The organism is Chryseobacterium sp. MMS23-Vi53 (assembly GCF_047651245.1).
GTDB lineage: Bacteria > Bacteroidota > Bacteroidia > Flavobacteriales > Weeksellaceae > Chryseobacterium.
Genome location: NZ_CP180265.1, coordinates 384,133 through 409,569 on the forward strand (window position 1 = coordinate 384,133; position 25,437 = coordinate 409,569).

General features: G+C 34.3%; 25 protein-coding genes. 17 read left to right on the plus strand and 8 right to left on the minus strand.

Annotated elements, in window-relative coordinates; genetic code table 11:
* Positions 1-19: 19 nt before the first annotated feature.
* The gene (locus ACKX2A_RS01770) at positions 20-727 is read left to right on the plus strand and encodes a DUF421 domain-containing protein (protein ID WP_415327302.1); all 708 of its coding nucleotides are present in this window, start codon (positions 20-22) and stop codon (positions 725-727) included.
* Between the two features lie 143 nt (positions 728-870).
* Here ACKX2A_RS01770 and ACKX2A_RS01775 read toward each other — a convergent pair whose 3' ends face one another.
* Positions 871-1,116, minus strand: coding sequence for a hypothetical protein (locus ACKX2A_RS01775; protein WP_415327303.1), 246 nt, complete (start codon positions 1,114-1,116; stop codon positions 871-873).
* A 509-nt stretch (positions 1,117-1,625) separates the two neighbouring features.
* Here ACKX2A_RS01775 and ACKX2A_RS01780 point away from each other — a divergent pair.
* Positions 1,626-2,549: a DUF3078 domain-containing protein gene (locus ACKX2A_RS01780; protein WP_415327304.1), complete on the plus strand. Its 924-nt coding sequence runs from the start codon at positions 1,626-1,628 to the stop codon at positions 2,547-2,549.
* 131 nt (positions 2,550-2,680) lie between these two features.
* Here ACKX2A_RS01780 and ACKX2A_RS01785 read toward each other — a convergent pair whose 3' ends face one another.
* The 3 genes from ACKX2A_RS01785 to ACKX2A_RS01795 form a co-directional block, all read right to left on the minus strand.
* Complete coding sequence (locus ACKX2A_RS01785) at positions 2,681-3,493, minus strand: ferritin-like domain-containing protein (protein WP_415327305.1); 813 nt, start codon at positions 3,491-3,493, stop codon at positions 2,681-2,683.
* A gap of 26 nt (positions 3,494-3,519) precedes the next feature.
* Positions 3,520-4,230, minus strand: coding sequence for a ferritin-like domain-containing protein (locus ACKX2A_RS01790; protein ID WP_415327306.1), 711 nt, complete (start codon positions 4,228-4,230; stop codon positions 3,520-3,522).
* A 114-nt stretch (positions 4,231-4,344) separates the two neighbouring features.
* Positions 4,345-4,911 carry a fasciclin domain-containing protein gene (locus tag ACKX2A_RS01795; protein ID WP_415327307.1) on the minus strand — a complete coding sequence of 189 codons (567 nt, stop codon included), beginning with the start codon at positions 4,909-4,911 and terminating at the stop codon, positions 4,345-4,347.
* A gap of 326 nt (positions 4,912-5,237) precedes the next feature.
* Between ACKX2A_RS01795 and ACKX2A_RS01800 the strand changes: the two genes are divergently transcribed.
* The 3 genes from ACKX2A_RS01800 to ACKX2A_RS01810 all read left to right on the plus strand — a co-directional run bounded on the left by ACKX2A_RS01800 (position 5,238) and on the right by ACKX2A_RS01810 (position 7,662).
* Positions 5,238-5,747, plus strand: coding sequence for an RNA polymerase sigma factor (locus tag ACKX2A_RS01800; RefSeq protein ID WP_415327308.1), 510 nt, complete (start codon positions 5,238-5,240; stop codon positions 5,745-5,747).
* Between the two features lies 1 nt (position 5,748).
* Positions 5,749-6,558 carry an anti-sigma factor domain-containing protein gene (locus ACKX2A_RS01805; protein ID WP_415327309.1) on the plus strand — a complete coding sequence of 270 codons (810 nt, stop codon included), beginning with the start codon at positions 5,749-5,751 and terminating at the stop codon, positions 6,556-6,558.
* 159 nt (positions 6,559-6,717) lie between these two features.
* Positions 6,718-7,662 carry an aldo/keto reductase gene (locus ACKX2A_RS01810; RefSeq protein WP_415327310.1) on the plus strand — a complete coding sequence of 315 codons (945 nt, stop codon included), beginning with the start codon at positions 6,718-6,720 and terminating at the stop codon, positions 7,660-7,662.
* A gap of 82 nt (positions 7,663-7,744) precedes the next feature.
* On the opposite strand, the gene ACKX2A_RS01815 is transcribed toward ACKX2A_RS01810, so the two are convergent.
* Positions 7,745-9,589: a chloride channel protein gene (locus ACKX2A_RS01815; RefSeq protein WP_415327311.1), complete on the minus strand. Its 1,845-nt coding sequence runs from the start codon at positions 9,587-9,589 to the stop codon at positions 7,745-7,747.
* A gap of 74 nt (positions 9,590-9,663) precedes the next feature.
* Complete coding sequence (locus tag ACKX2A_RS01820; RefSeq protein WP_415327312.1) at positions 9,664-10,935, minus strand: NAD(P)/FAD-dependent oxidoreductase; 1,272 nt, start codon at positions 10,933-10,935, stop codon at positions 9,664-9,666.
* Positions 10,936-11,074: 139 nt separating this feature from the next.
* On the opposite strand from ACKX2A_RS01820, the gene ACKX2A_RS01825 reads away from it, so the two are divergent.
* From ACKX2A_RS01825 to ACKX2A_RS01850, 6 genes are all read left to right on the plus strand, one after another.
* Positions 11,075-12,064 carry an aldo/keto reductase gene (locus ACKX2A_RS01825; RefSeq protein ID WP_415327313.1) on the plus strand — a complete coding sequence of 330 codons (990 nt, stop codon included), beginning with the start codon at positions 11,075-11,077 and terminating at the stop codon, positions 12,062-12,064.
* Between the two features lie 296 nt (positions 12,065-12,360).
* The gene (locus ACKX2A_RS01830; protein ID WP_415327314.1) at positions 12,361-15,546 is read left to right on the plus strand and encodes a TonB-dependent receptor; all 3,186 of its coding nucleotides are present in this window, start codon (positions 12,361-12,363) and stop codon (positions 15,544-15,546) included.
* Positions 15,547-15,704: 158 nt separating this feature from the next.
* Entirely contained in the window at positions 15,705-16,262 is a 558-nt protein-coding gene (locus ACKX2A_RS01835) for an OmpH family outer membrane protein (protein WP_415327315.1), read from the plus strand.
* Positions 16,263-16,686: 424 nt separating this feature from the next.
* Positions 16,687-17,511, plus strand: coding sequence for an oxidoreductase (locus ACKX2A_RS01840; protein WP_415327316.1), 825 nt, complete (start codon positions 16,687-16,689; stop codon positions 17,509-17,511).
* Between the two features lie 38 nt (positions 17,512-17,549).
* A complete protein-coding gene (locus ACKX2A_RS01845) occupies positions 17,550-18,389 on the plus strand; it encodes an alpha/beta fold hydrolase (RefSeq protein ID WP_415327317.1) in 840 nt (279 codons plus the stop codon).
* A 12-nt stretch (positions 18,390-18,401) separates the two neighbouring features.
* Positions 18,402-19,292, plus strand: coding sequence for a helix-turn-helix domain-containing protein (locus ACKX2A_RS01850; RefSeq protein WP_415327318.1), 891 nt, complete (start codon positions 18,402-18,404; stop codon positions 19,290-19,292).
* Between the two features lie 152 nt (positions 19,293-19,444).
* Here the strand turns inward: ACKX2A_RS01850 and ACKX2A_RS01855 are convergent, their stop codons facing one another.
* Complete coding sequence (locus tag ACKX2A_RS01855; protein ID WP_259106684.1) at positions 19,445-19,615, minus strand: lmo0937 family membrane protein; 171 nt, start codon at positions 19,613-19,615, stop codon at positions 19,445-19,447.
* A gap of 126 nt (positions 19,616-19,741) precedes the next feature.
* Entirely contained in the window at positions 19,742-20,542 is an 801-nt protein-coding gene (locus ACKX2A_RS01860) for a Cof-type HAD-IIB family hydrolase (protein ID WP_415327319.1), read from the minus strand.
* Between the two features lie 115 nt (positions 20,543-20,657).
* Between ACKX2A_RS01860 and ACKX2A_RS01865 the strand changes: the two genes are divergently transcribed.
* From ACKX2A_RS01865 to ACKX2A_RS01890, 6 genes are all read left to right on the plus strand, one after another.
* Positions 20,658-21,482, plus strand: a complete 825-nt coding sequence (locus tag ACKX2A_RS01865) for a helix-turn-helix domain-containing protein (RefSeq protein WP_415327320.1) — start codon at positions 20,658-20,660, stop codon at positions 21,480-21,482.
* A gap of 45 nt (positions 21,483-21,527) precedes the next feature.
* Positions 21,528-22,673 (plus strand): FAD-dependent oxidoreductase, encoded by a 1,146-nt coding sequence (locus ACKX2A_RS01870; protein ID WP_415327321.1) that lies wholly within the window; start codon positions 21,528-21,530, stop codon positions 22,671-22,673.
* A 78-nt stretch (positions 22,674-22,751) separates the two neighbouring features.
* The gene (locus tag ACKX2A_RS01875; protein WP_415327322.1) at positions 22,752-23,213 is read left to right on the plus strand and encodes a PA2169 family four-helix-bundle protein; all 462 of its coding nucleotides are present in this window, start codon (positions 22,752-22,754) and stop codon (positions 23,211-23,213) included.
* Positions 23,214-23,381: 168 nt separating this feature from the next.
* A complete protein-coding gene (locus tag ACKX2A_RS01880) occupies positions 23,382-23,588 on the plus strand; it encodes a bacteriocin-like protein (protein WP_415327323.1) in 207 nt (68 codons plus the stop codon).
* A 135-nt stretch (positions 23,589-23,723) separates the two neighbouring features.
* Positions 23,724-23,921: a bacteriocin-like protein gene (locus tag ACKX2A_RS01885; RefSeq protein ID WP_415327324.1), complete on the plus strand. Its 198-nt coding sequence runs from the start codon at positions 23,724-23,726 to the stop codon at positions 23,919-23,921.
* Positions 23,922-24,099: 178 nt separating this feature from the next.
* The gene (locus tag ACKX2A_RS01890) at positions 24,100-25,149 is read left to right on the plus strand and encodes an alpha/beta hydrolase (protein WP_415327325.1); all 1,050 of its coding nucleotides are present in this window, start codon (positions 24,100-24,102) and stop codon (positions 25,147-25,149) included.
* Positions 25,150-25,437 lie beyond the last annotated feature (288 nt).

Here is a 25,437-nt window from a genome sequence, read left to right on the forward strand (position 1 = left end):
GGATAATAAATAATTTTCTATGTTATCCATATTTCTCTTAAAATTTGACTGGAAAGAATTATTAATGGGACACGAAGAATGGTCGTTCATTTTGGAAATCATTTTAAGAACAGCCATTATGTTTCTCACTATCATTATTGGACTCAGAGTATTAGGAAAAAGGGGAGTGAAGCAGCTTTCAATCTTTGAGTTGGTAGTGATTATCGGTCTAGGGTCGGCTGCGGGAGATCCAATGTTTAATAAAGATGTCGGAATTGTTTCTTCCATTGTTGTTTTTATCGTTATAATTTTACTGTATACGATTGTTACTTATTTTATTGCTAAAAACAAGAAATTTGAACAACTGATCGAAGGAAAATCTATTTGTCTGATCGAAAATGGTGAGTTTTCTATTGAGAATTTTAAAAAAGAAAATTTGGGAAGTGATGAATTTTTTGCTGAATTAAGATTAAAAGGAATTTCACAATTAGGTCAGATCGAAAAAGCCATTGAGGAAAGTTCGGGGGAAATAAGTGTATTTTTTTATGAAGATGAAAATGTAAAATATGGACTTCCTATTATGCCTGATTCTTTGGAACATCCTTTGAAAAATATTAATAAACAAGGTTATTATTCTTGTACATTTTGCGGTCATACCGAATCAAAAGAGTCTGGAAATGCAGGGAAATGTAAAAAATGCAGAAAGGATAAATGGGTAATTTCCAGCAATAAAAAACGAATCACTTAAAAAAGAAAAAGGCTCCAAAAAAGGAGCCTAAAAAAACACAAATGATGAAAAAAAATTATTTCGATGTGCAAATATAGCAAAAATTATATTATGCACGACATAACATGATAAGTATTTATAAAATCTATTGCATTTTTATAAAATTATCCTGCATTTAGTCTTCTTGAAGAAGTGAATAAACCTAAAGCAATTAATCCCAAAAGCCCTGCTAAAGCAAATTTCCTATAATTTTTAGAGTTGGGAACTAAATTTTTTATATTCGGCAAAATTTCTTGAAATTTTTTTGAAGTAATGTCATCAAGATTAGCCGATTGCTTTACATTTTTTAAAATATCCAGAATTTCGTCGGAAATAGAGGAACTCATACTCTTTAATGATTCTGTATTCATAACCAGTTTTTTACAAGATTATATTATAAAATGCAGCAAAACTTAAGCCGAGTTAGTCTATTTTAATATTTTTTAATTGTATGATATTCAAATTGTTTATCAAACAGCATGTTATGATCTGAATCATAAATTCATCTTTTGAAATTAAATAAATTTGAATGAACACATCAATCCATATCCTCAGTTTTGAGTCAAATTCCCCTCAGATGAGGGGTTTTATGACTTATTCTTAATTTAACAAATCATTCAGCTTTTTTAAATTTTCTCATAATACCATGTTTTACAAAGAAATATTTCTATATTTAAAATGATTTAATTATAAATTTTATTTCAAATATTTAATGTTGATGTTTTATTTACTATCAATTATTATTTAAAATTTTAATAAAAATTAGGTTTAAAATTATTTATTTAATAAAAAAAAGTATTATTTTTAATTAAATTTAAGTTTATTTAATATTTTTTAACACAAATATTATTTTATACTTTTGCACCAAACATTACTTATTATGAAAAAAACTTTGTTAGCTATTCCTTTATTCTGGGGAATTGCAGCTTCCGCACAGGAAGTAAAATCTGACGCTCCCGTTGTGGACACAACAAAAGCATGGAGCATCCAAGGTCAAAATACATTAATGCTAAATCAGGCTGCTTTTTCCAATTGGGTTGGCGGTGGAGCAAATAATGTGGGTTGGCTTGCCGGAGTAAACTACAATATGACTTACGAAAAAGGAAAAGACTTGTGGGAAAACATCATCATCTTGGGATATGGACAAAATAATACAAAAGGTGTTGGAACAAGAAAAACTCAGGATGTCATCAATCTTTCAACGAATTACGGGCGAGAATTTGCAAAGCATTGGTATCTTTCTGGTGGAGCAAGTTTGCAGACCCAATTCGCTGCAGGTTACGCCGATGGAAACAATCCTGAAGCTGCAAAAATTTCAAATTTTATGGCGCCTGGTTATGTAAATGTAGGGGTAGGAGTTACATACAGACCTAATGATAATTTAACGGTAACTTTAAGACCAGCCAATGCAAGATGGACCTTTGTTCTGGATGATGATCTGCAATATGCCGGAAATTATGGTCTTAAACATGATGGAGATTCCTCATTATTCCAATTCGGTTTTTTAGGAACTGCAATGTACAAGTTGAAAATTATGGATAATATTACTTTAACGAATACTGGTTCTGCTTTCTCCAATTATCTTGACCATCCTGAAAGATTAGTGCTTTCCTACAGCGGAATCCTGAATATGAAAATCAATAAATTTATCTCAACCAATATTACCTTAGATTTATTGTACGATCACAACCAGATCAGAAGAACACAGTTGAAGCAGACACTGGGCGTTGGTTTTGCTTATAATATTGATAACGGGCAGAAGCGTTCTAAAAACGTTGACAATCAAACATGGCAAAAGAAATAAATAGTGTATGCTGAATGATTCTTTCTTACCAATTTAAATTATTAAGAAAAAATTCCTTCAACGATTAAAGAACAAAAAAATCCCTTTCTGATTCATCAAAAAGGGATTAACAGCTAAAATTAAGAAATAACTTAGGCAATAAACAAAGATGCAATTGCCTGAGCATCACTTCCACTTAAAATCTCGTCGTAAGCCGCAGAACCTGCTGCTGCTCCAAACGCGTTTGCCGTATTGAAACCGGCCTGATTTGTATTGTCTTCTCCGGCATAAACAGGATTGGTTGCAGGAGGCATATTTCCCCCATTTGCCAATTCTATCCAGCCTTTGTTGGCTCTCATTCTTCGCACTTGTGATGCATGTCGCGCTTCCACAGAATGTATTTGTAAAGCAGCTTGTAGAACGACTTTATTAGACATTACATTTCCTGCCTGTCCTTTATAAGCTCTTACTCCAGTATCTTCAAAAGCCTGAGCAAGAGTCAGAAATTGGTTGTAATCTGTAAAAGGAGTAAAATTTCCTCCGGCTGTAAAATCAAAATTTGGTTTCGGACCTGGTGTTACGCCTAAAGAGGTTAATGTATTTTTAAGGAAGGTAACATGAGCAGATTCGTGTTTTGAAATCTGCATGAAAACAGGTCTATCTGAATTCGGAATTAATGTTCCGGCTGCCAAACCCATTGCATAATATTCATTTTCAAGATATTCTAAAACGAGCGCCAGTTGTAAAGCATCCGTTAAAGCAGATTTGAAAAATGTTGCATTTGATGAGGTGGTAGTTTCCGCTTTTGCAGGAGTGGACATTAAGGCTCCCAATCCAAGTGGAACAGAAGCAACTGCCGCTTTTTTTCCAAATGTTGAAATACTGGTTAAAGTTTCTAATCTTGTAGCTTCCGTAGTGAAAAATTTATCATCCGAAAGTTTATCTAGTAATTTAAGAATGTTCATAATAATAGATTTTTGATGGTGAATAATTAATTAATTCCCTGTTCTTTCCAAGTGAAAGGCGTTTTGAAAAATCCTCCGGCTGCCATTACAACATCTTTCGGTTCTTTAGCAAGATCCAATCCGTTTGCATCGATCACATCGTCTCCGGAAAATGCTGCTGTTCCTGGATTTATAAGATTTCGGATCGCAGAAGCGTGTCTTGCTTCAACCGAAACAATTTTTCCTGCAATCACCAGATAATCCGGATTTGTAATAAATTTTCCTGCTCCGTTATAAGCTGCAACACCTGTGTCTTCCAATGCTTTTGCTGTTGCTAAAACAGAATTTCTGTCATTAAAATTCACATTCGGATATTGGAATTCAAGTGTAGGCAGGACATTCGATGTCGCTCCGCTAATGGCTGCTTTAAAGAAATCTCTGTGAATCACTTCATGATGGTAAAGATCCGTAAACAGTTCTTTTTCAATGCTGGAAATTCCGGAATAGAAATTATTAACCACTTTGGTATAAAAATCTGCTTCCAACTGTTCTAGAGCGTATGCATAATTTAGCACACCAACATCTCCGGAACCGAGATCAAAAACTTTATCATTTCCTATAAAATCGTAGTCGGTATCGTCGCAACCGATCAATGTAAGTCCGGCAATTGCCAAACCTACACCACTCAGTTTTAAGAAATTTCGTCTTCCTGTATCAAGAGTAGCACCCTGATTTGAGACTTTGATTGTTTTTTTCATAATAATTATTTTTAAGTGTTAGGTTGTATATATGTACAATGTGTTTCTGGAATTTTAATTAATTGAAAGGAAAAACAGCATAAAAAAAGCTTATGCTGTTTAAACTACAAACCATTAAGGCATTAACACCGTATCTATCACATGAATCACTCCGTTGGATTGGTTCACGTCTGCTATCGTTACTTTTGCATCGTTTCCTTTTGCATCTCTTACATAAAGATCTTTTCCTTTAGTCCAGAAAGTAAGATCTTCACCTTCAACAGTTTTCATTGGTGCTTTTCCACCTTTTGCTTTTACAGCCGCCCAGATTTCTTTAGCATTATATTTTCCTGGAAGAACATGGTATGTTAAAATCTTAGTAAGTGTTGCTTTGTTTTCCGGTTTTACTAAATTTTCAACTGTTCCTTTAGGTAATTTTGCGAAAGCTGCATCAGTAGGAGCCAATACCGTGAAAGGACCTTCACCCTGAAGCGTCTCAACCAGACCTGCTGCTTTTACTGCTGCAACCAAAGTTTTGTGATCTTTGGAGTTTACGGCGTTTTCAATGATATTTTTTGAAGGATACATAGCTGCGCCGCCAACCATTACCGTTTTTTCTTTCATTTGTGCTGAAACATTTCCACTGAAGGCAAATGATAAAGCGATCATTCCTAAAACTGCGATTTTTGATTTTGTGTTCATTGTTCTGATTTTTTTAATTGTTGTATTAAATTTTGTTGTTAAAATCATTTACGAACTTGGTTTTCATTTAGATTTAAAAAATTGAATATTTTTCTTAAATAGCTAAAAATCAGAGTATTAATTTTAAAAATACTTTAAGTTATAATTCATTCTAATAGGAAATCCACGAAGAAATGTGGTATCTGTTGAAAATTATATATTGAAAACAAGCTTTTTATCAAAATTTAATTGAATAGGTCTTTGTTATTTATTTTATTTTACTATTTTTGGAATGAAAATTATTCACTATCAAAACAACCTATTCGGAAGAACAGCTAATCGTTTTATTGAAAGAAAAAAACGAAACCGGTTTTCATCATCTGTATGATAACTATTCTGGTGCGTTGTATGGGGTGATCCTTCGAATTGTTCAATCTAAAGAATATACTGAAGAAATTATTCAGGATGTTTTCGTAAAAATCTGGAATTCCATTCATCAATATGACTCATCTAAAGGGAGATTTTACACCTGGATGATTAATATTGCAAGAAATACGGCGATAGATTATTTAAAATCAAAAGGCTTTCAGAACGAATTGAAAAACCAATCGCTTCCCGATTTCGTATATAACTCTGCAGAACTTTCTACGACCAATAATTCGTCCGACTATATCGGATTTAAAAATGTTCTTGAAAGTCTGGAAGTTGACAAACAGGAACTTATCGACCTCGCATATTATCAGGGATATACACAAAACGAAATATCCGATAAACTGAAAATACCGCTGGGTACGGTAAAAACCAAGATGCGGAATGCGCTGATAAAATTAAAAGATTTGCTAAAAGATTATCAATAAATTGAACACTAAAGAATACATATCATCCGGAATTATAGAATCATATATTCTAGGTCTTGCTTCTCCTGAGGAAGCAGGGATTTTGGAGTGTGTAATGAAAAACAATGCAGAAGTAAAGGCAGCTTTTGAAGAGACACAAAAAACATTGGAAGATCTTGCTACTGCGCAGGCAGTAACACCTCCAATCGATTTGAAATCAAAGATTTGGAATAAAATTCAGCAGGAACAGACTGTTGAGGAAATACAGCCTGCAGTTTCTATGGATATTCCTGCGGCAAAACCTCAGGAAGAGATCAGAATTCAGGGAAACAGCAACTGGAAGACATTTGCAATCGCAGCTTCAGTATTATTTTTAGTAAGTGTTGCCGGAAATCTTTTCTGGATGAACAGCCAGTCTAAAAATAAAGAAGAAATTGCAAAAATGCAGACTGAAAAGAAAAATCAGGATCTTGCAATGCAGAAAATGAATCAGAAATTGGAAATGGTTTCCAATCCTGATATGAAAATGGTTATGCTGAAAGGCGTTGAAAAACATACCGATTCCAAAGCCATGGTTTTCTGGGATACCAAGACAAAAGAAGTCTATCTGAATGCCGAAAGCCTACCGAAAGCTCCGGAAGGAATGCAATATCAACTTTGGGCGATTGCAGACGGAAAACCTGTAAGCGCAGGAATGTACACAGAAGAAAAAGACAGTAAAATTGCTCTTGCCAATATTCCAAATGCTCAAGCATTCGCTATCACGTTAGAAAAACAAGGGGGAAGCCCGACTCCAACGATGGAAAATATGTATGTGATGGGCGGAGTTTAATGTAAATTTTCAACTTAAAAAATATAAAAAGATCAGCTATGCTGGTCTTTTTTCATTGAGAAAAACCATGAATACAATAGAGAGATTAAACCATTAAGCGTTGTAATATTTTCTACCTTTAGTACAATTAATATTAATTCTTTAATCTAAATCAACTTTATGGAAAAAAGAAAAATAAAAAATACCGATTTATCAATTGCACCGATCAATTTTGGAGGAAATGTTTTCGGATGGACTTTAGATGAAAAACAGTCTTTTGATATTTTGGATAAATTCGTTGCGGGAGGTTTTAACTTTATTGATACAGCCGATACCTATTCTTGGTGGGTGAACGGAACTGGTGGTCAATCCGAAGAAATTATAGGAAAATGGATGAAAAGCCGCGCCAACAGACACGGTTTGGTCATTGCTACAAAAGTAGGATCACAAACCAAAGAGCATGGTTTTGATATCAGTAAAAAGCATATCTTGAAATCTGTTGATGAATCCCTACAAAGACTTCAAACCGATTATATCGATATCTACTACACTCATTTTGATGATGATACAACGCCTGTTGAGGAGACTTTATCAGCTTATGATGAAATTGTAAAAGCTGGAAAAGTTCGTTATATTGCAGCCTCCAACGTATCTCCCGAACGGCTGAGAGAATCTTTTGAAGTTGCAGAAAAAAATAATTTTCCGAAATATGTTGCGCTTCAACCTCATTACAATTTAATGGAAAGAGAAGGTTTTGAGAAAAATTATGCGCCAATTGTTGAAGAGTATGGATTAAGCACATTTCCATATTGGTCTTTGGCAGCAGGATTTTTAACCGGAAAATACCGTGATGAAGCAGACTTATCAAAGAGCCAAAGGGGAGAAGGTGTAAGAAAATATTTAAATCCAAAAGGATTGGAGGTTTTAAAGGCATTAGACGAAATCAGTAAAAAATATAATACAAAACCCTCTACTGTTGCATTGGCTTGGTTATTGGCAAACCCATTAATCACAGCTCCAATTGTAAGCGCAACAAGCGAATCTCAATTAGAAACTTTATTTGCAGCTCCGGAACTTCAACTGTCAAACGAAGATGTCGATGTATTAAATAAAGTGAGTAATTAATTCAGACTAATTTTTTTCTTAATAAAAAAGCTGTTCAGTTTTAGGTTGAACGGCTTTTTACATTTATTTTTTTAATCTTAATTTATTCAGAATATTCTTTTAATAATTGTCTGTAACTCATTAAAATAGTTGATTTTGAAATAAATCCGATGAAAATATTATTCTGATCCACAACAGGTAAATTCCAGACTCCTGTATCATCGAAGGTCTGTAAAATTTCCAAAGGCTGATTTTCAGGGTGAATAATTGCCGGTGGAGCTTTCATTATCTGCACAATTGTTACAGAGGCATCGTCATTTGTAAACAAATATGGACGAATATCATCTAATGTAAGAATCCCCCTCAACGTTTTTTTATCATCAATAATGGCGAAAATATTCTTATCCCCATGCTTTACCAACTCAAATAATTCTGTAATCGGAGCATTTTCATTAATAGCCTGAGAATACCTATCAATAAAATCTTCCGTTTTTAATGAAAATAATAAATTCTTATCATGCTTATTTGTGAAAATTTTTCCTTGATCTGCTAATGTTTTTAATTCAGGAGAAATAGGAGAGAACCATTTTGCCATCAAATACGAGATGATAGAAACGATCATCAAAGGGATAAAAAGATCATACCCAAAACTTGATTCAGCGATCAGGAAAATCGCTGTTAATGGAGCATACATGACGCCGCTCATTGCACCTGCCATCCCAACCAGAACTAAGTTTGTCACTGGGACATCAGTAAAGCCAATCTGCTGACAAATAATAGCAAATAGATATCCGACCGTTCCCCCCGCAAAAAGCGAAGGTGCAAAATTACCACCATTTCCTCCACTGAAAATCGTGAATGATGTGGCAAAAGCTTTTAGTAAAAGAACAAAGATTAAGAAAATGATAATCGTAATTTCTTTTATTTCAAAATATCTAAAGAAACTATTTTCGATAATTTGATGTGTATTTCCGTTGGTGAATGCTTTCACAGTATCGTAACCTTCACCGAATAAAGGCGGAAAAAGCACACAAAGCAATGATAAAATTGCTCCTCCAAACATTGCTTTTCGTAAGCGGGAAATTTTTAATCCTTTAATAAAATGCTCAACTTTTTGAGAAATCACTACGAAATATCTTGCGTATAATCCCGTGAAAATTCCTAAAATTAAATAATATGGAACATTTTTATAATTAAATGCTTCTCTGGTATAAAACCTGAAAAGCACATCTTCCTGAAGCAAAATTCTCGACAATAAACTTCCGCAAACCGCTGCCACAACCAAAGGAATGAAATCTGTAAACACAACGCCTGTCAATAAAATTTCGAAAGCAAACATAATTCCGGCAATCGGAGCGTTGAAGGCAGAGGCAATTCCGGCTGTAGCGCCTGCAGCCAATAATAATGTTCTTTCTTTATAGCTTAAACGATAGGTTTGCGCAAAATTGGACCCGATCGCGGAACCTGTAACTGCAATTGGACTTTCCAAACCAGCAGATCCTCCAAGTCCTACCGTCACAGCACTTTGAACGATTTGAGAATACATTTTTACGGAGGAAACAATACTGGAATTTTGAGCAATTTCGTACAAAATCGCACCGATTCCTTTTCTGTCCTGTCCTTTGAAAATCGTTAAAACAATACTTGTTGTAAGCACAATTCCCAAAAACGGAAAAATAATATAGAACAAAATCTGATATTCGAAATGAACTTTTGTAGTAATAAAATGATGAATATTATGAACTAAAGTTTTCAGGATAACACCCGCCAAACCCGCTGAACAACCGACAATAATTCCGGAAAGAACCAAGAATTGATTTCTGCTTAGCCTATTATTTAACCAATGTAAAATAAGTTCGTAACTGCGTGCTTTTTCAAGTCCATATTTTTGAAAGTCTCTTTTAAATTTCAGAAAACTGAGAAACTTTTTTTTATTGTGAATTTTCACTTTTGGAGAATTTTATTCTGTAACAGAATTGTTAGAGTTCCGTAAATTTATGAAATATATCATGAACCTTAAAATTACTCGTGCTTACTTGTATTTCTTTTTGGTCTTAAAATTAATCTTATCGAAGGATTATTCGTTATAAATAATCGCAGCCAGTCAAATGCCAGTCGGACTTTACTTCTAAATCCAACCAACGGAATGATATGAATAAATAACCACGTTAACCAAGCTAAAAATCCCTTAAATGAAAACTTGGGAAGATCGACCACTGCATTAAATTTCGAAATGATCGCCATACTTCCTTTATCATTATATTTAAATGGATTTAGCACTTTTTCATCTTCAATTCTTTTAAAATTCTTTCCTAGATTTTTTGCATGCTGAATCGCAACCTGCGCCAATTGCGGATGCCCTTTCGGGAAATTTTCATCTGCAAATTGTAAAGCAATATCGCCTAATGCATAAATATTTTTCGTTCCTTCAACTTTATTATAAGCATCCACCAATAGCCTTCTTCCTTTGCCGATACTTTCTTCAGGAATTCCAGGAACTTCACGCCCAATAACACCGGAAGTCCATATTAGAGTTTCCGTTTCAATGGTTTTTCCATCTGCTAAAATCACTTTGCCATCGACATAATCTTTTACGGCGGTATTCAAAATAATTTTCACACCTAAACTCTTAAGCTTATTATAAGCTTCTTCCTGAGCCATTTTACTCATTGGCGAAAGCAAAGTGGGAAGAGCATCAATCAAATAAATATTTGAAAGCCCGAGTTTAATTTCAGGATATTCTTTTTCTGCAATATAAGTGCCCATTTCAGCGATCATTCCGGCAAGTTCGACTCCTGTTGGACCGCCTCCTGCAATCACGATGTTCTGTAACTTTTGGGCTTCCTTTATATTTTTATTTCGGGCTGCTTCTTCAAGAGTCAAAAGCATATAATTCCTCAAATACAACGCTTCATCAATGGTTTTCATGGGCAGGGAGCAGGCTTTCACGTTTTCTATTCCAAAGAAATTTGATTCCGTTCCTAATGCTAAAACCAGATAATCATAATCGATATGTCCATTTTCCGTTTCGATGGAATTACTTTCAGGATTTACTTTTACGAGACTTCCCATATGAAAATTCACATTTTTATAATTAGAAAGTAATTTTCTGAAAGGATAACTAATGTTTGAAGCTTCAATAAAGGAGGTTGCAACCTGATAAATCAAAGGAGGAAAGAAGTGATAGTTATTTTTATCAACCAATGTAATTCGAAACCTACTGTCGTTTACCAAAGATTTCACCAGATTGATTCCGGCAAAACCTCCGCCTACGATGACGATGTGCTTTTTCATATTTTTGATATTGTGGTGTACACATATTCCACCAAGAATAAAGCCAAAGGAATAAATGTGGTATTCATTTTAAAGATAAATCAAAGTCTCTGCATGATGTTTGCTTTTCATTAAAAACCAAATCTTAAATATTATTTTTATGAAATCACACATTTTAACGGAAAAACATCAACTTGGATTAGGCGGAGTTGCTATTGGAACAGCTTTTGAAGCTTTAACAGACGGAGAAGCCTACGAAGTTCTGCAGAAAGCATGGGATTTAGGAATCAGATATTACGACACTTCGCCTTGGTACGGTTTGACAAAAAGTGAAAGACGTTTCGGAAATTTTCTTCACGGTCAAAATCGGGAAGAATTTATTTTTTCAACCAAAGTCGGGCGTTTATTTGTAGAAGTTCCAGAAAATGAAGTTCCGCCAACAATGTGGAAAGCACCTTTAAATTATGATTTTGAACACAATTACACTGCAGATGCCATCAAAAGATCGATTGAGGACAGTCTGGAAAGAAGCTGTTTAGATTATATTGATATTGTTTATGTTCACGATTTGTCGGAAGATCAGGTTGGAGATCGTTATCCATATTTCCTGAAACAAGCCAGAGCAGGAGCTTTCAAAGTTTTATCCGAATTACGAGATCAAGGTGTAATAAAAGCTTGGGGAATGGGTGTTAACAAAATTGAACCTATCTTAGACTGTATTGAATCTTCCGATCCCGATATTTGTCTTTCCGCCACACAATATTCTATTCTGGAACATGAAGATGCGGTCGATAGACTGCTTCCTGCGGTGAAAAAAGCAGGCGTGAAGCTGGTTTCAGGTGCAGGATATAATTCAGGATTTATCAATGGAAGACCGAGATACAATTATAAAGATGTGATTCCCAAAGGAATGACAGAAAAACGCGATAAGATCAACGAAATTGCAAAGAAGTACAATACAAATGTTGTCCATGCAGCATTACATTTTGTTTTGGCTTCCGATGAATTTGCAGCAATAATTCCGGGATCGAGCAGGCCGGAACAGGTTCAGGATAACGTGAATGCTTTAAACGAAAAAATTCATACAGATTTCTGGAAAGAGTTAAAATCAGAAGGATTGATTTATGAAAAAGCTCAGACTCCGGATTAATTGAAATTAGATACTACTTCAAGCCTCCTGAATATGGGAGGTTTTTTGATTATTTTAAATCAAAACTTAAAGTTAAAAAAAACTTAAATAAAAATTAAAGCCTAAAACATCGATAAACATTGGATTTTTTGAAAAATTTAATTCTTGAAATCATTAAAACAAAAATTCCAAATAAGTCTTTTTAATTTTTTTTTAAGGAAATATTAAATATTTTGTCATGTAATGTTATCTGTGTGTTAACGCACTGAGAATGCACTTCGAAATACTTTTGCAGTACAATTTTGAAGTATAAAAAAATGAAAAAAATAATTTGTGCTATCGCATTATTATCTTTCAGCCTTGCTTTCTCGCAGGAAACCAGTTCTAAAATTTTCGGAAGACTAAGAGGAACAACTTCCGAAATGACTGTAAAAGTTACTCATGTTCCTACCAACAGTACTTTCGAAACAAAAAGTAACAGCAAAGGACAATTCAGCTTAGACAATTTACAACCTGGAGGTCCTTACAACATTGAGATCATGGATGGAGCCAATGTTGTTTATTCCAACAACAATGTACAGCTTTCATTAGGGAACAACGACCTTCCTGTAGTAGAAGTCGGGAACAAAGAAAAGGTAATTGATGAAGTAAAACTGACTTCCAAAAGATCGACACCGGCGAAATTTGGGGTGGGAATTAGTCAGGCGCAGATTTCCGGACTTCCGAATATCAACAGAGGAATTCAGGATGTTACAAAATTGATCCCACAAAGTGCTAATAACTCTTTCAACGGAACAAACTTTAGATATAACAACGTAACAATCGACGGTTCTATAAACAATGATGCGATTGGATTTAGCCCATCTTTAGGCGGACAAACGGGAACTTCGGGAATGCCGGGAAGCAGTACGCGTTCGAACTCGATCAGTTTGGATGCCATTCAGGATGTGCAGGTTTATATCGCTCCTTATGATGTAAAGCTAGGAAATTTCCTGGGTGGAAGTATCAATGCCGTAACCAGAAGCGGTAGCAATAATGTGGAAGGATCTTTGTATATGTACGGCAGAAATGCTTCTATTACAGGAAGAAACAGAGTGGGCGACAATTCTAAGATGCCAAGTTCTTTCGAAGATTTCATTTACGGTGGGAGAGTAGGATTGCCTGTTGTGAAGGATAAAGTATTCTTATTCAGCAATATCGAATATACAAAAAGAACAGATCCTGTTTTTTATAATGCAGGAGACCAAGGTGCTTTGGTAAGTCATGATGTTGCACAACAAATCTCTGATTTTGTTAGAAATAAATATGGGTTCAATGCCGGAAGCTTCGATCAGTACAACAATTTTTCTGAAAGTGGTAAACTTTTCAACAAATTAGACTGGAAAATTAATGATAAACATACCTTATCCATTAAAAACAATACCGTTTTCTCACAGGCCTCAAACCTTGAAAGAGATGGAGCTAACTTTCGTTTTTCGAGCATGGATTACATTCAGAAAAACACGTCTTCTACAACAACTTTGGAGTTGAAAAGCCGTTTTAATGATAAATGGAATAATAATTTAGTTCTTGGATATTCATCAATTCACGATTACAGAGATCCTACTTCTCAGAATGCAATGTTTCCGCAGGTTGAAATTTCTTACAACGGAGGAACAATTTTATTAGGGAACGACAGAGAAGCGACTGTTTTCAACATGAAACAGAAGACTTTCGAAATTACAGATAATTTAACTTACAAAACAGGTCATCACACATTTTTGCTTGGAACTCACAACGAATTGTATAATATCAATTATGGTTTTGTAAATGCACTAAACGGAAGAATTTCCTATAAAAGCTTAAATGATTTCTACAATGGAAATCCTGCAAGAATCAGAGGAACATATGCATTTGACGGAGCAGACAGACAGACTTTGTTTGATAATCCTTATGCTCAGTATAAAGTGAATTTGCTGTCTGCTTATTTTCAGGATGAAATTAATTTAGGAAGATTGAGATTAACACCGGGATTGAGAGTAGATTACACAGATTTACCAAACAAACCATTACTGAGTCCGAAAGTAACAAATTCTCCGGCAGATCCAAACTACGGAAACACTTACACTTACACCCCTTTAAGCCAACTTACAAACGATTATCTTAACAAACCTACAATTTCTCCAAGATTAGGATTCAATTTAGACCTTACGCAAGATAGATCTTTGGTCATGAGAGGTGGTTCCGGAATTTTTGTGGGAAGAATTCCTTTTGCCTGGTTGGGGTATGCTTATTATAATGATGGTGTTGGTTTCGGTAGTTATGATTACAATGCTCCAACAGCTGCTCAGTTAGCTGCAAACGGAGATCCATTGATAAGCGGAAATTTCCCGAAATGGCAGAATTCATCAAAGGTTCAGGTAGATTTAATTGATAATAATTTTAAAATGCCAAGAGTTTGGAGAAGTTCATTAGCATTCGATTATACAGTTTCCGGATATAAATTGACTTTGGAAGGTATTTATACTAAAGTTTTATATGACTTAAAATTCCAGCAGGTGAATAAAACCGATAATGTGACGTATTTCAGCTATGATATCAACCATGAAATGCCGATCTACACTACAAATATCAACAGTAATTTCTCTAATGCTTATATGCTTTCGAACACAAAAGAGGGTTACAGATACAATTTGACAGCACAGCTTCAAAAAGCATATAATTTTGGTTTAAATTTCTTCGTAGCATACACTTACGGTGATGCGAAAGATATTACAAACGGTATCAGAAACTCAATGGAAAGTAACTGGCAAATGAACCAGTCTTTAACACCGAATGATCCTAAATTAACGACTTCAAACTTTGCGATTAAAAATAGAGTGGTAGCAAATGTTGGATATACAATTCCGCTTTCGGAATCGAATAGATTATCTGCTAATGTTTACTTTAATGCACAATCCGGAAACCCTTTCTCTTGGGGATTTGTGAACAGTACGATTGCCAATACAGGACAGGCTGCAGGCTTGGCTTATATCTTTAAAGACGCTGCGGAAGCAACAAAATATATCGCTCCGATTAAAGATGGTTCAGGAAACATTATTGTAACGACTGCTCAGCAGGTTGCGGATTATGAGAAATTCGTTAGTAGTAATTCATATTTAAACAGCAGAAGAGGAAAATTTACGGAAAGAAATGGAGATTTCACTCCTTGGAATATTCAGGCTGATTTCAGAATTATGGATGAAATCAGATTAAGCCAAAAATCAAAAAATACGCTTCAAATATCTTTAAGTATTATTAATCTTACGAACCTGTTGAATAAAGATTGGGGGAAAGTATATTTTGTACCCAATACCTTCAATTCCACAGCGAGTGTTGGTTTAACGAAAGTTGGAAATATTGCCACAGGACAGCCGTCTGCAGGAGATCCAACGTACAACTTTACAACTCCTGGACTGCCTTATACAATCGACCAGTTTGCATCGAGATTCCAGGCACAGTTGGGGCTTCGTTATAATTTTTAAGTAATACTTTTTATTTTTTACTTAATATTCTTTCAATAAGAAGTTCGGAAAATATGCTCCGGGCTTCTTATTTTTTGTTCATATCACTAGCAATGTAGTTATATTTATTATATTTGCTCAATTTTAAAATTTAAATAACAATAATTTTCTTACATAAAATGAAAAAATTAATTACAGTAGCTTCTGTAGCTGCAGGATTATTTCTTACTTCAAACCTTGCCAGTGCGCAACAAAAAATCGGTCATGTAAACTCGGATGATGTTTTCGCAAACCTTCCTGAAGCAAAAACAGCAGAGGCTTCTTTGGATACTTTCACCAAAACAAAACAAGGTGAAATCGAAAAAATGATTACAACTTATCAAACTAAGCTAAAAGCAGCTCAGGATAAGGAAAAAACGATAAGTGAGGCCAACAAGGAAACCGTGATTAAAGAATTGACAACTGCACAAACAGAACTTCAGACTTTAGGAAAAGATATTGAAGCGGCTAGAACAAAGGCAGCTCAGGATGTTTCTAAAAAACAGTCTGAATTGTTCGCTCCGATTCAGCAAAAAGTTTCAAGCGCAATTTCTGCGGTAGCTAAAGAAAAAGGGTTGGCTTATGTATTTGATATTGCAGCTTCTCAGGGAAACAGCCAAATCGCTTATATGGATGGAGGTGAGGATATTACTCCAACTGTAAAGTCTAAATTGGGTGCGACGGGTGCAAAAAAATAATCTCGAACCAATAGAATAAATCAAAGTCTGGAATTTTTTCCGGACTTTTTCGTTTTTTATTGATGACTAATTTTGTTATTATTAATTTGATAGGATTTCGACCTACCCTGATTTAAGTCGTCCTTTGGGGATTCCCTCTCGAGTTTTTCGTTCCGTTGTTTTTATAACAAAACTTCTATGGTGGCTGAGGAACTCGAAGCCACCAATCCTAATTTCTAGCCCCGATTGCAATGAAAATCCTTTTTTGAAAAAAAAGATTGTAATGGAAAGCGGGAAAAAGCTCCTAAAAAAAAGAAATAAACTCCATTCGTAATTCTGTGCTAATAATTCGCGAAAATGTGCTACATCCTCCACAGGCTCTTGAAATACCTTTGTCATAAGAAAATCAAACAAAACATTTTAACACATTAAAAAAAATAAAATAATGGCAAAAACAGTTTTTATTACAGGTGCTTCAAGGGGTTTCGGAAAATTATGGGCAGAAGCATTTTTGAAAAGAGGAGATAAAGTAGCAGCTTCCGCGAGAAATATTTCGGCTTTAGACGATTTGGTTCAAAAATATGGAGAGAATATTCTTCCTGTACAATTGGATGTAACGAAAAAAGACGATGTAAAAAGTGCAGTTGAAAAAATCAAAAATCATTTTGGAACAATTGATATTCTGATCAATAACGCTGGTTACGGACTTTTCGGAACAGTGGAAGAAACGACTGAAGAACAAGCAAGAGCTCAAATGGAAACCAACTTTTTCGGTTTATTATGGGTGACGCAAGCTGTGCTTCCTGTGATGAGAACACAAAAAAGCGGACATATCATTCAGGTTTCCAGTTTTTTGGGATTAACAACGCTTCCTATGTTGGGATTATATAACGCATCAAAATTTGCTGTGGAAGGTTTAAGTGAAACAATTGCATCAGAAGTGGCACATTTAGGAATAAAATTCACTTTGATCGAGCCAAACGGTTTTTCTACAGACTGGGCAGGAGCATCAGCAACACAAACAACTTCAGATATTGCGGATTACAACCCTGTAAGAGAAGGTTTTGGAGAGACTTCTAACAACTCAGAGATTTGGGGAGATCCGAATGCGACTGTTGAACCTATTTTAAAAGTTGTCGACAGCAAAAACCCTCCGTTAAGATTATTATTCGGGAAAATCGCCTACAATGCAATAAATGAAGTATATACAAACCGTCTGAAAGACATTGAAGAATGGAAAGACGTAAGTATAGCTGCACATGGCCATTAATTTCTTACATTTGATGTTAGACTTTTAATCCTAAAATCATGAATTCAAATGCTTTAACATCAGAAACAAGATTTGCAGCTATTGATGAAAAAAACGTTGCATATCGCCAGTTTGGAAAAGGAAATCCCTTGTTTTTTGTGAACCGCTTCAGAGGAATAATGGAGACTTGGGATCCTTTATTTTTGGATAAACTAGCAGAAAATAATACAATTATTCTATTCGATTATCCGGGAATCGGAAGTTCGGAAGGAGATCTTCCACTGCATGTGACAGAAGTTGCAGCTACCGTTCCGCAATTGGCAGATTATCTTGGTATTGAAAAATTTAATGTCTTGGGTTGGTCTTACGGTGGACTGATTGCACAAACCGTGATGTTCCAAAACTTAGACAGAGTAATGAAGACCGTTTTAATTGGGACAAATCCGCCCGGTGACAATGAAATTCCGATTGAACAGGTGTTTTTCGACCATGCATTGAAACCTGTCAACGATCTTGAAGATGAGTACTATTTATTCTTCGAACCCGCTTTGGAAAGCAGCAAAAGAGCAGCAGAGGAATCTCATAAAAGAATCGGACAAAGATTGGATCCAAGCCTGATTCCGTCGACGATGGAGGTATTTGAGAGGTATTTTTCTGGAACGGCAAGTTTTAAAGAAGATGCGCTCAATTTCCGTGAAAAATATAAGACCTTGGAAACGCCTGTCTTAGTCCTTTCCGGAGATCATGACATTAGTTTTGCGACAGATAATTGGTTTCCGTTGTTGCAAAATGCTCCGAGTATTCAGCATATTATTCTGCATGGATCGGGACATGGGCCGCAACATCAGTTTCCTGAATTATCGGCAGGTTATATCAATTTATTTTTAGCTCAAATTTAATTTTAAATTTTAATGAAACATTATAAAACCATTACAGAACTTCACGCAGGAAATCGTTGGGATGCACCTCAAAATCCACTTTTTGGAATGGTTGGCTGTCTTTCTACCTGCACGTTGGGAAATCAAAAATTTACCACAAATTCATATATTATTGCTTTTAAAAAGATAAAATCGGGTATTTTCATGTACGGAAAAACTCCTTACGATCATGACAATGGATGCATGTTTTTTGCAAAACCCAGACAAATCATTGAAATGATTGATCTTAAATTTGAAGAAAGAGGATTTATGCTAATGATTGACCCCGATTATCTTAGCGGTCACGAATTATTTAAATCTATCGATCTACACGGTTTTTTTGATTATGAAATGGATGAAGCGATTCACCTCTCTCCAAAGGAAGAAGAGATTATTTTGGAACTACATGAAAAAATTGAAACCGAATATTACAACAATCCCGATGAATACAGCCGTGAAATTATTTTAAGTCATGTTTCATCTATTTTAAAATATTCTGAGCGATTTTATAAAAGACAGTTTATCGATCGTGCCCAGAAATCCGGAAAAATGACAACCAAATTCAATGAAGTGTTGAAAAATTATGTGGTTGAAGGAAATTTGGAGAAAATCGGACTTCCAAATGTTGGGTTTATCGCTGAACAACTCGCTATTTCTCCACGTTATTTAAGTGATTTACTGAAACAGGAATCCGGAAAAACAGCGATCGAACTGATCCATATTTTCCTGATTTCAGAAGCGAAAAATTTACTGCGAATCGGCGAAAAAGGAGTAACAGAGATTGCTTATGAATTAGGCTTCGAAAATGCTTCTTATTTTACAAGACTTTTCAAAAAACAAACAGGTATGAATCCTTTGGAATTCAGGAAAACAAGTTTGAATTAAATCTAATTTTTATCATCGTTTATTAAAATCTTCTGTGAGAAATTGCAGGAGATTTTTTTATTTGATTATTAAATATTAAAAACAAAAAAAACTGGAAATTAAGAATTTATATCTTCTCATTTCCAGCTTTCTATCTTTAATATTTTATAAAATTAATCTAATGGCTTTCTGCCCGTAATAATATTATAAAGAATTACAATAATGGCGATTACCAATAAGACGTGAACTAAATAACCTGTGCTGATGCCCGGAACGATATTAAGCATTCCCAATAGCCATACTACGATACAGATGACTGCGACTAACCATAATATACTTCTCATAACTATAATATTTTAAGTGATTTGATTTATTATATACACATACTGTGCCTTTTTTACCAAAACAACTTAAAAATAGATACCACAAAATTAATTATGATTGAAATTTTTCAATTTTAAGGCTTTAAATTACAGCAATCCAAAATGAACTAAGGTCTTTTCAATTCCGTCATTATCAACATCTTCGGCGATATAATCTGCGATTTCTTTTACATTGTCGTTGGCGTTTCCCATAGCTACACCGATTTTTGTAAATTTTAACATTGTAATATCATTTCCTCCATCACCAAAAGCCATCGTTTCTGAAACATCAATTCCAAAATGATTGCAAAAAATTTCAATTCCGATTTGTTTGCTGATTCCACCAGGATTTACATCTGCAAAAAGAGGAGTCCATCTTGAAGCTGTAGAATTGGGCATTACATTTTTCATGAATTCTTCCTCGGCTTCTGGTCTAAGAAAAATATTCGCCTGAAGTACATTTTCTGTATCAATATTTTCTTTATCGTGAATGGGAGGAACTGGCAGATTGACATGAGCATACATTCCCACAACTTCAGGTGTCGCATCATTAATTTCTACCTTGTCTTCATACATTAATGAAAAACTTAAAGGAGAATTTTCAGTATAATTTACTAAACTTTGGATATCATTTGAATCAATAGTCTTTTTAGATAAAATTTTACCGTCTGTGGTCGCGCAATATCCACCGTTAAATGTAATAAATCCGTCAAAATCAATATGGGAAATATGAGCTAAAGTATTAATGGAACGTCCCGTTGCAACAATAACTTTTACGCCTTTTTCACGAAGTTTTTTAATGGAATTTTGAGTAGACTTTGGGATTTTTCCTGTTTTAAAACTGATTAAAGTTCCGTCGATATCGAAGAACACCGCTTTAATGGGTGAAGAATTTTCTATAATATTCATGATTTGTATAGTGAGAAATAATTATTTTTTGTCTAACAAATTTACAATAATATTTGTTTTGATTAATGGTTTAACCTTTTATATATTTATTAAATTTGATTAAAGAAAATACAAAGTGAGACCTTCAAATACCAAACATCAGGAATTTGCACCACCTCAGGAATTAAATGATATTATCAAATGTTTTTGGTACAATGACAGCAATTTTGGAAAGGAAGAGACCAATTTTGAAGTAATTCCTGATGGATATGCGGAAATTATTTTTCATTTTGGAAACGGCTGCAGCATTTTACAGGACGGGATTTTGCAGAAATTGCCTTCGCCGTTTTTGGTAGGTTTGCTCGATCAGCCCGTTCATTTTCATACAAAAGGGTGTTTACAAATTCTTGCAATACGATGTTTTCCATGGACGGTTTTTGATTTATTAAATCTAAATTCTAATAAAAATAATGTTCACACTTTTGAGCATCCCATAGCAAAACTTCATACTATATTATATGATTGCATTAAAAATGATAATATTGAAAAAGCCATTAATCATCTAAAAGAATATTTTTCACAAGCACCAATTTCCACAGAAAGCCTTCTTTATAAAGCAGGAATTGCAATGCGAAAAGCCAATGGAACAATGCCTGTTAATCAAATCGCAGACGCAGCACATTCCACAATTCGGACATTGGAAAGAAAGTTCAAACAATTTTCCGGACACACTTTGAAAGAGGTTTCAGGTTTAATGCGATTTGAGCAAATTCGAAACCGACTTTGGACAAATCCTGAATCCAATCTTGCAGAATTGGCTGTTGAGTTCGGTTATTCCGATCAGGCTCATTTAACTAAAGAATTCAAAAAATATACGGGAACAACACCGGCTGCATTTGCTCGAAAAGCAAAAAAAGAGAAAATTAACGATCATGATTTTGTCGCATTTATACAATCCTAAGCGATAACGTTTTCAGAATTTTGCTGTTAGATTAATACAATAATAATGAACAACAATTTACTGAACAATAAAAAAATAGCCATTATCGGTGCTGGACCTGTAGGCTTAACGATGGCAAGATTATTACAACAAAATGGAGTAGAAGTCACTGTTTTTGAAAGAGATAAAAATCCGGAAGCAAGAATTTGGGGTGGAACTCTGGATCTTCATAAACAATCTGGACAGAAAGCGATGATCAAAGCCGGTTTGCTTGAAAAATATTACAAAACCGCAATGCCTATGGGTATAAATATTGCCGATGAAAAAGGTAATATTTTAACTTCAAATGAAATTACCCCAGAAAATCAATATGATAATCCTGAAATTAATAGAAATGATTTAAGACAAATTTTAATAAATAGTTTAAAAAATAAAACTGTAGTTTGGGACAGAAAACTAATTTCTTTGGAAGAAAATCATGGAAAATGGTTGTTGAAGTTCGAAAATAGGCCTGATGAAACTGCTGATTTTGTGATCGTTGCAAACGGAGGAATGTCTAAGGCGCGAAGTTATGTAACAGATTCTCAAATTGAAGAAACAGGAACAATAATTATTCAGGGAGATATTCCTCTGCCAAAAATCAATTGTCCTGAGTTTTTTGAATTATGTGACGGCAAAAGATTGATGGCTGCGCATGATGGAAATTTACTCGTCGTAAATCCATGTAATAATGATGCATTATCATATGGTTTGATTTTTAAAAAACCTGAAAACTGGAATTCTGAAATTAAACTAAATTTTGAAAATCCTACCGAAGTTTCTGATTATATTATCAATAAAATGCAGAATTGGGACGAAATTTATTTCAATTTGTTCCGTTCAACCAAATTTTTCGTCGGTCTTCCTACAAGAAAACTTCTACTAGATCAAACCTGGAAGATAAATCGACCTTTACCCATCACGTTGATTGGCGATGCTGCACATTTGATGCCACCATTTGCCGGACAAGGCGTCAACACTGGTTTATTGGATGCTTTAATTTTATCTGATAACCTTTTAGAAAAAGACTTTAATACGATTGATGAAGCTATCTTCAATTATGAAAAGCGAATGTTTCAATATGCTTTAGAAGCTCAAAAACAATCAAGTGAAAATGAGATTGCAATGCGAGATCCCGATTTTTCATTTGTGAAATTTATGAATCAATATTAAAACTATTATTAAAAATTTTCTAAAACTCATAAGGTACAATTCTTGTAACATTTCTCGTACACCACAAAATATTTTATTATGAAAAATCAAGAAGAAATATCAGTATTGAATGATTTACTGCATATTACCAATGACCGTATTCAAGGATTTGAGAAAGTTGAAGGAAAAGTTTGGGAAAAATATCCCGATGTAAAAGATGATTATGACCGAATGATTACGCAATCTAAAGTGATGAAAAATGAACTCATCAATTTAATAATAGAAAATGGAGGTGATGCGGAAGATTCACCATCTGTTGCAGGAATCCTTCATAGAGCATGGATTGATGTGAAAAATTCTTTTACAATCGGAAGTATCGAAGAATCGACACTGGAAAATGTAATTTTTGGCGAAAAAGCGGCAATTGACACCTATCAAGATGCTATTGATAAAGGTGAATTTAACGAAAAAAGTTTATCCATTGTTTCCGAACAGCTTAAAAATATCAAGGATTCTTATCATCAATTTAAGGGAAAAAGCATTTACAAAAACAAAGATTAAATTTTTGTTTATTGAAAAATTCTTAATCTATATTCTATTTTAAAGCCTCTGTATAAGGGGTTTTAATTTTTAGAATAATTAAAAAAACAGAGCAATACACAAAGGTAGGGAATGGTATTAAAATTATTCGTACATTAGTGAAATATTAAATCATAAATTATTATAATCATGAAAAACTTAAAAAAACTTGACAGGAATCAATTAAAAACCATTTCAGGGGAAGGCTTACTCGATGATCTTATTGGTACTTTAGATATTCTGGATCCTGTTGTAAAGCCAATTGTTAATACTGTAAATAATGTTTTTTGTACTCTTGAATGTATTACAAATGGGGTCGTTCAGATAAAATTACTGCCTTGTGGATCAACTTGTTAAGACTGGCATTTTAATAAATTGGCAAAATTTGATTTACTTCAACATAAGACAGAGTCTGTTCTAAAAAATACAGATTATATATTATTTTTGATTATTTGCAAATCAGTAAAACGTTAACCAAAAAAGAATATAATTATGAAAAATTTAAAAAAATTAGACAGAAACGAATTGAAAACTATTAATGGTAGTGGTTTGCTTGATGATCTTTTAGGAACTGTATCAGGTGCTGTTACCACAGTAGTAGGTATAGTAGGTATTACTGTATGCAACGTACAATGTATGGTAAATGGTATCATACAAATAAAACTATTACCTTGTGGATCAACTTGCTGATTAAATAATAACAATCAAATTTATAAGCCGTTCAATAGAACGGTTTTTTTTGTGCTTAAAATTTAAAAAATTACACAAAAGGAAAAAAGTACAATTATCAGGCACTTTTATGCTTTATATTGGACTGCAATACGCCATACCTTTGTCTCATAAAAATAAAACAAAAAATATATTCATTATGAAAACAACATTTATTAAAGGTATCGCCTTAACAGCAATCACAATTTTAAGTTTAAATTCAAGTGTATTTGCACAACAAAATCCGGCTTCACAAGATCCAAACATCGGAAAAGAAACCAGAGACTTTTTAAAAGTTCTAAACAGCGGAGACGGAAAACCACTGGAAACATTAGCTCCGAAAGATGCAAGATTGGTTTTGGTGGGCGCACAAAAATCTGTAAACTTCGATTACTCGGATATTGAAGAATCTGAAAAAACCATCACTCAAGACGGTCAAACCATAAAAATTCATATTGTAAAGCCAAAAGGAGCAAAAGCAGGACTTCCCGTTTTTATGTTTTTCCACGGTGGAGGATGGGTTTTGGGAGACTTCCCGACTCACAAAAGATTGGTAAGAGATTTAGTTGTAAACAGTGGAGCAGTGGCGGTTTTCCCAGATTATACACCATCTCCTGAAGCAAAATTTCCGGTGGCGATTAACCAGGCTTATGCAGCGACAAAATGGGTGGCTCAAAATGGTAAAGCAATCGGCGTAAATTCAGATAAATTAGCAGTCGTTGGAAACAGTGTTGGCGGAAATATGGCTGCAGTTGTAGCTTTGATGGCAAAAGATAAAAATGGACCGAAAATTTCTCAACAAATCCTTTTATGGCCGGTAACAGACTCTGATTTTTCAAGAGCATCTTACACAAAATTTGCTCAGGAAAGATTCTTAACAACTCCTTTGATGAAATGGATGTGGGACAATTATTTACCTGATCTTGATGCCAGAAAAAACAAGTATGCATCTCCATTACAGGCTTCTCTAAGCGAGTTGAAAGACCTTCCTCCAACGCTTATTCAGGTTGCAGAAAACGATATTCTTCATGATGAAGGTGTTGCTTACGGAAGAAAATTAGACGATGCAGGTGTACCTACAACAGTCGTAGAATATAAAGGATTTATCCACGATTACGGAATGTTGAATCCATTGGCACACATTCCTGCTGTGAAAGAATCTGTTCTTGATGCGGCTTCAACGTTAAGAAGAGCTTTATTTACAAAGTAGTTTTTAACATAGTTTTTTTCGAAATTCCTGTCAGTTTTTTGGCGGGAATTTTTTGTTTTTTTTATTTGAAGCTTATCCCGCTTGAAATTTATGCTGAGCCTGCCGAAGTACTGTATCTTTTGGGTTACGGCTTCCACTTCGTTCCAGCCGTAACCAAAAGAATGTCGTTTCAATCGGGACTTGGCGACAATTATTCATTCAACATTAAAAAATATGTATGTAGCAAATCGTGTCAAGATTTTAAGCCTTGACAAGTTTAGTTAGCTAATTAATTAAAGAATCAAAAAA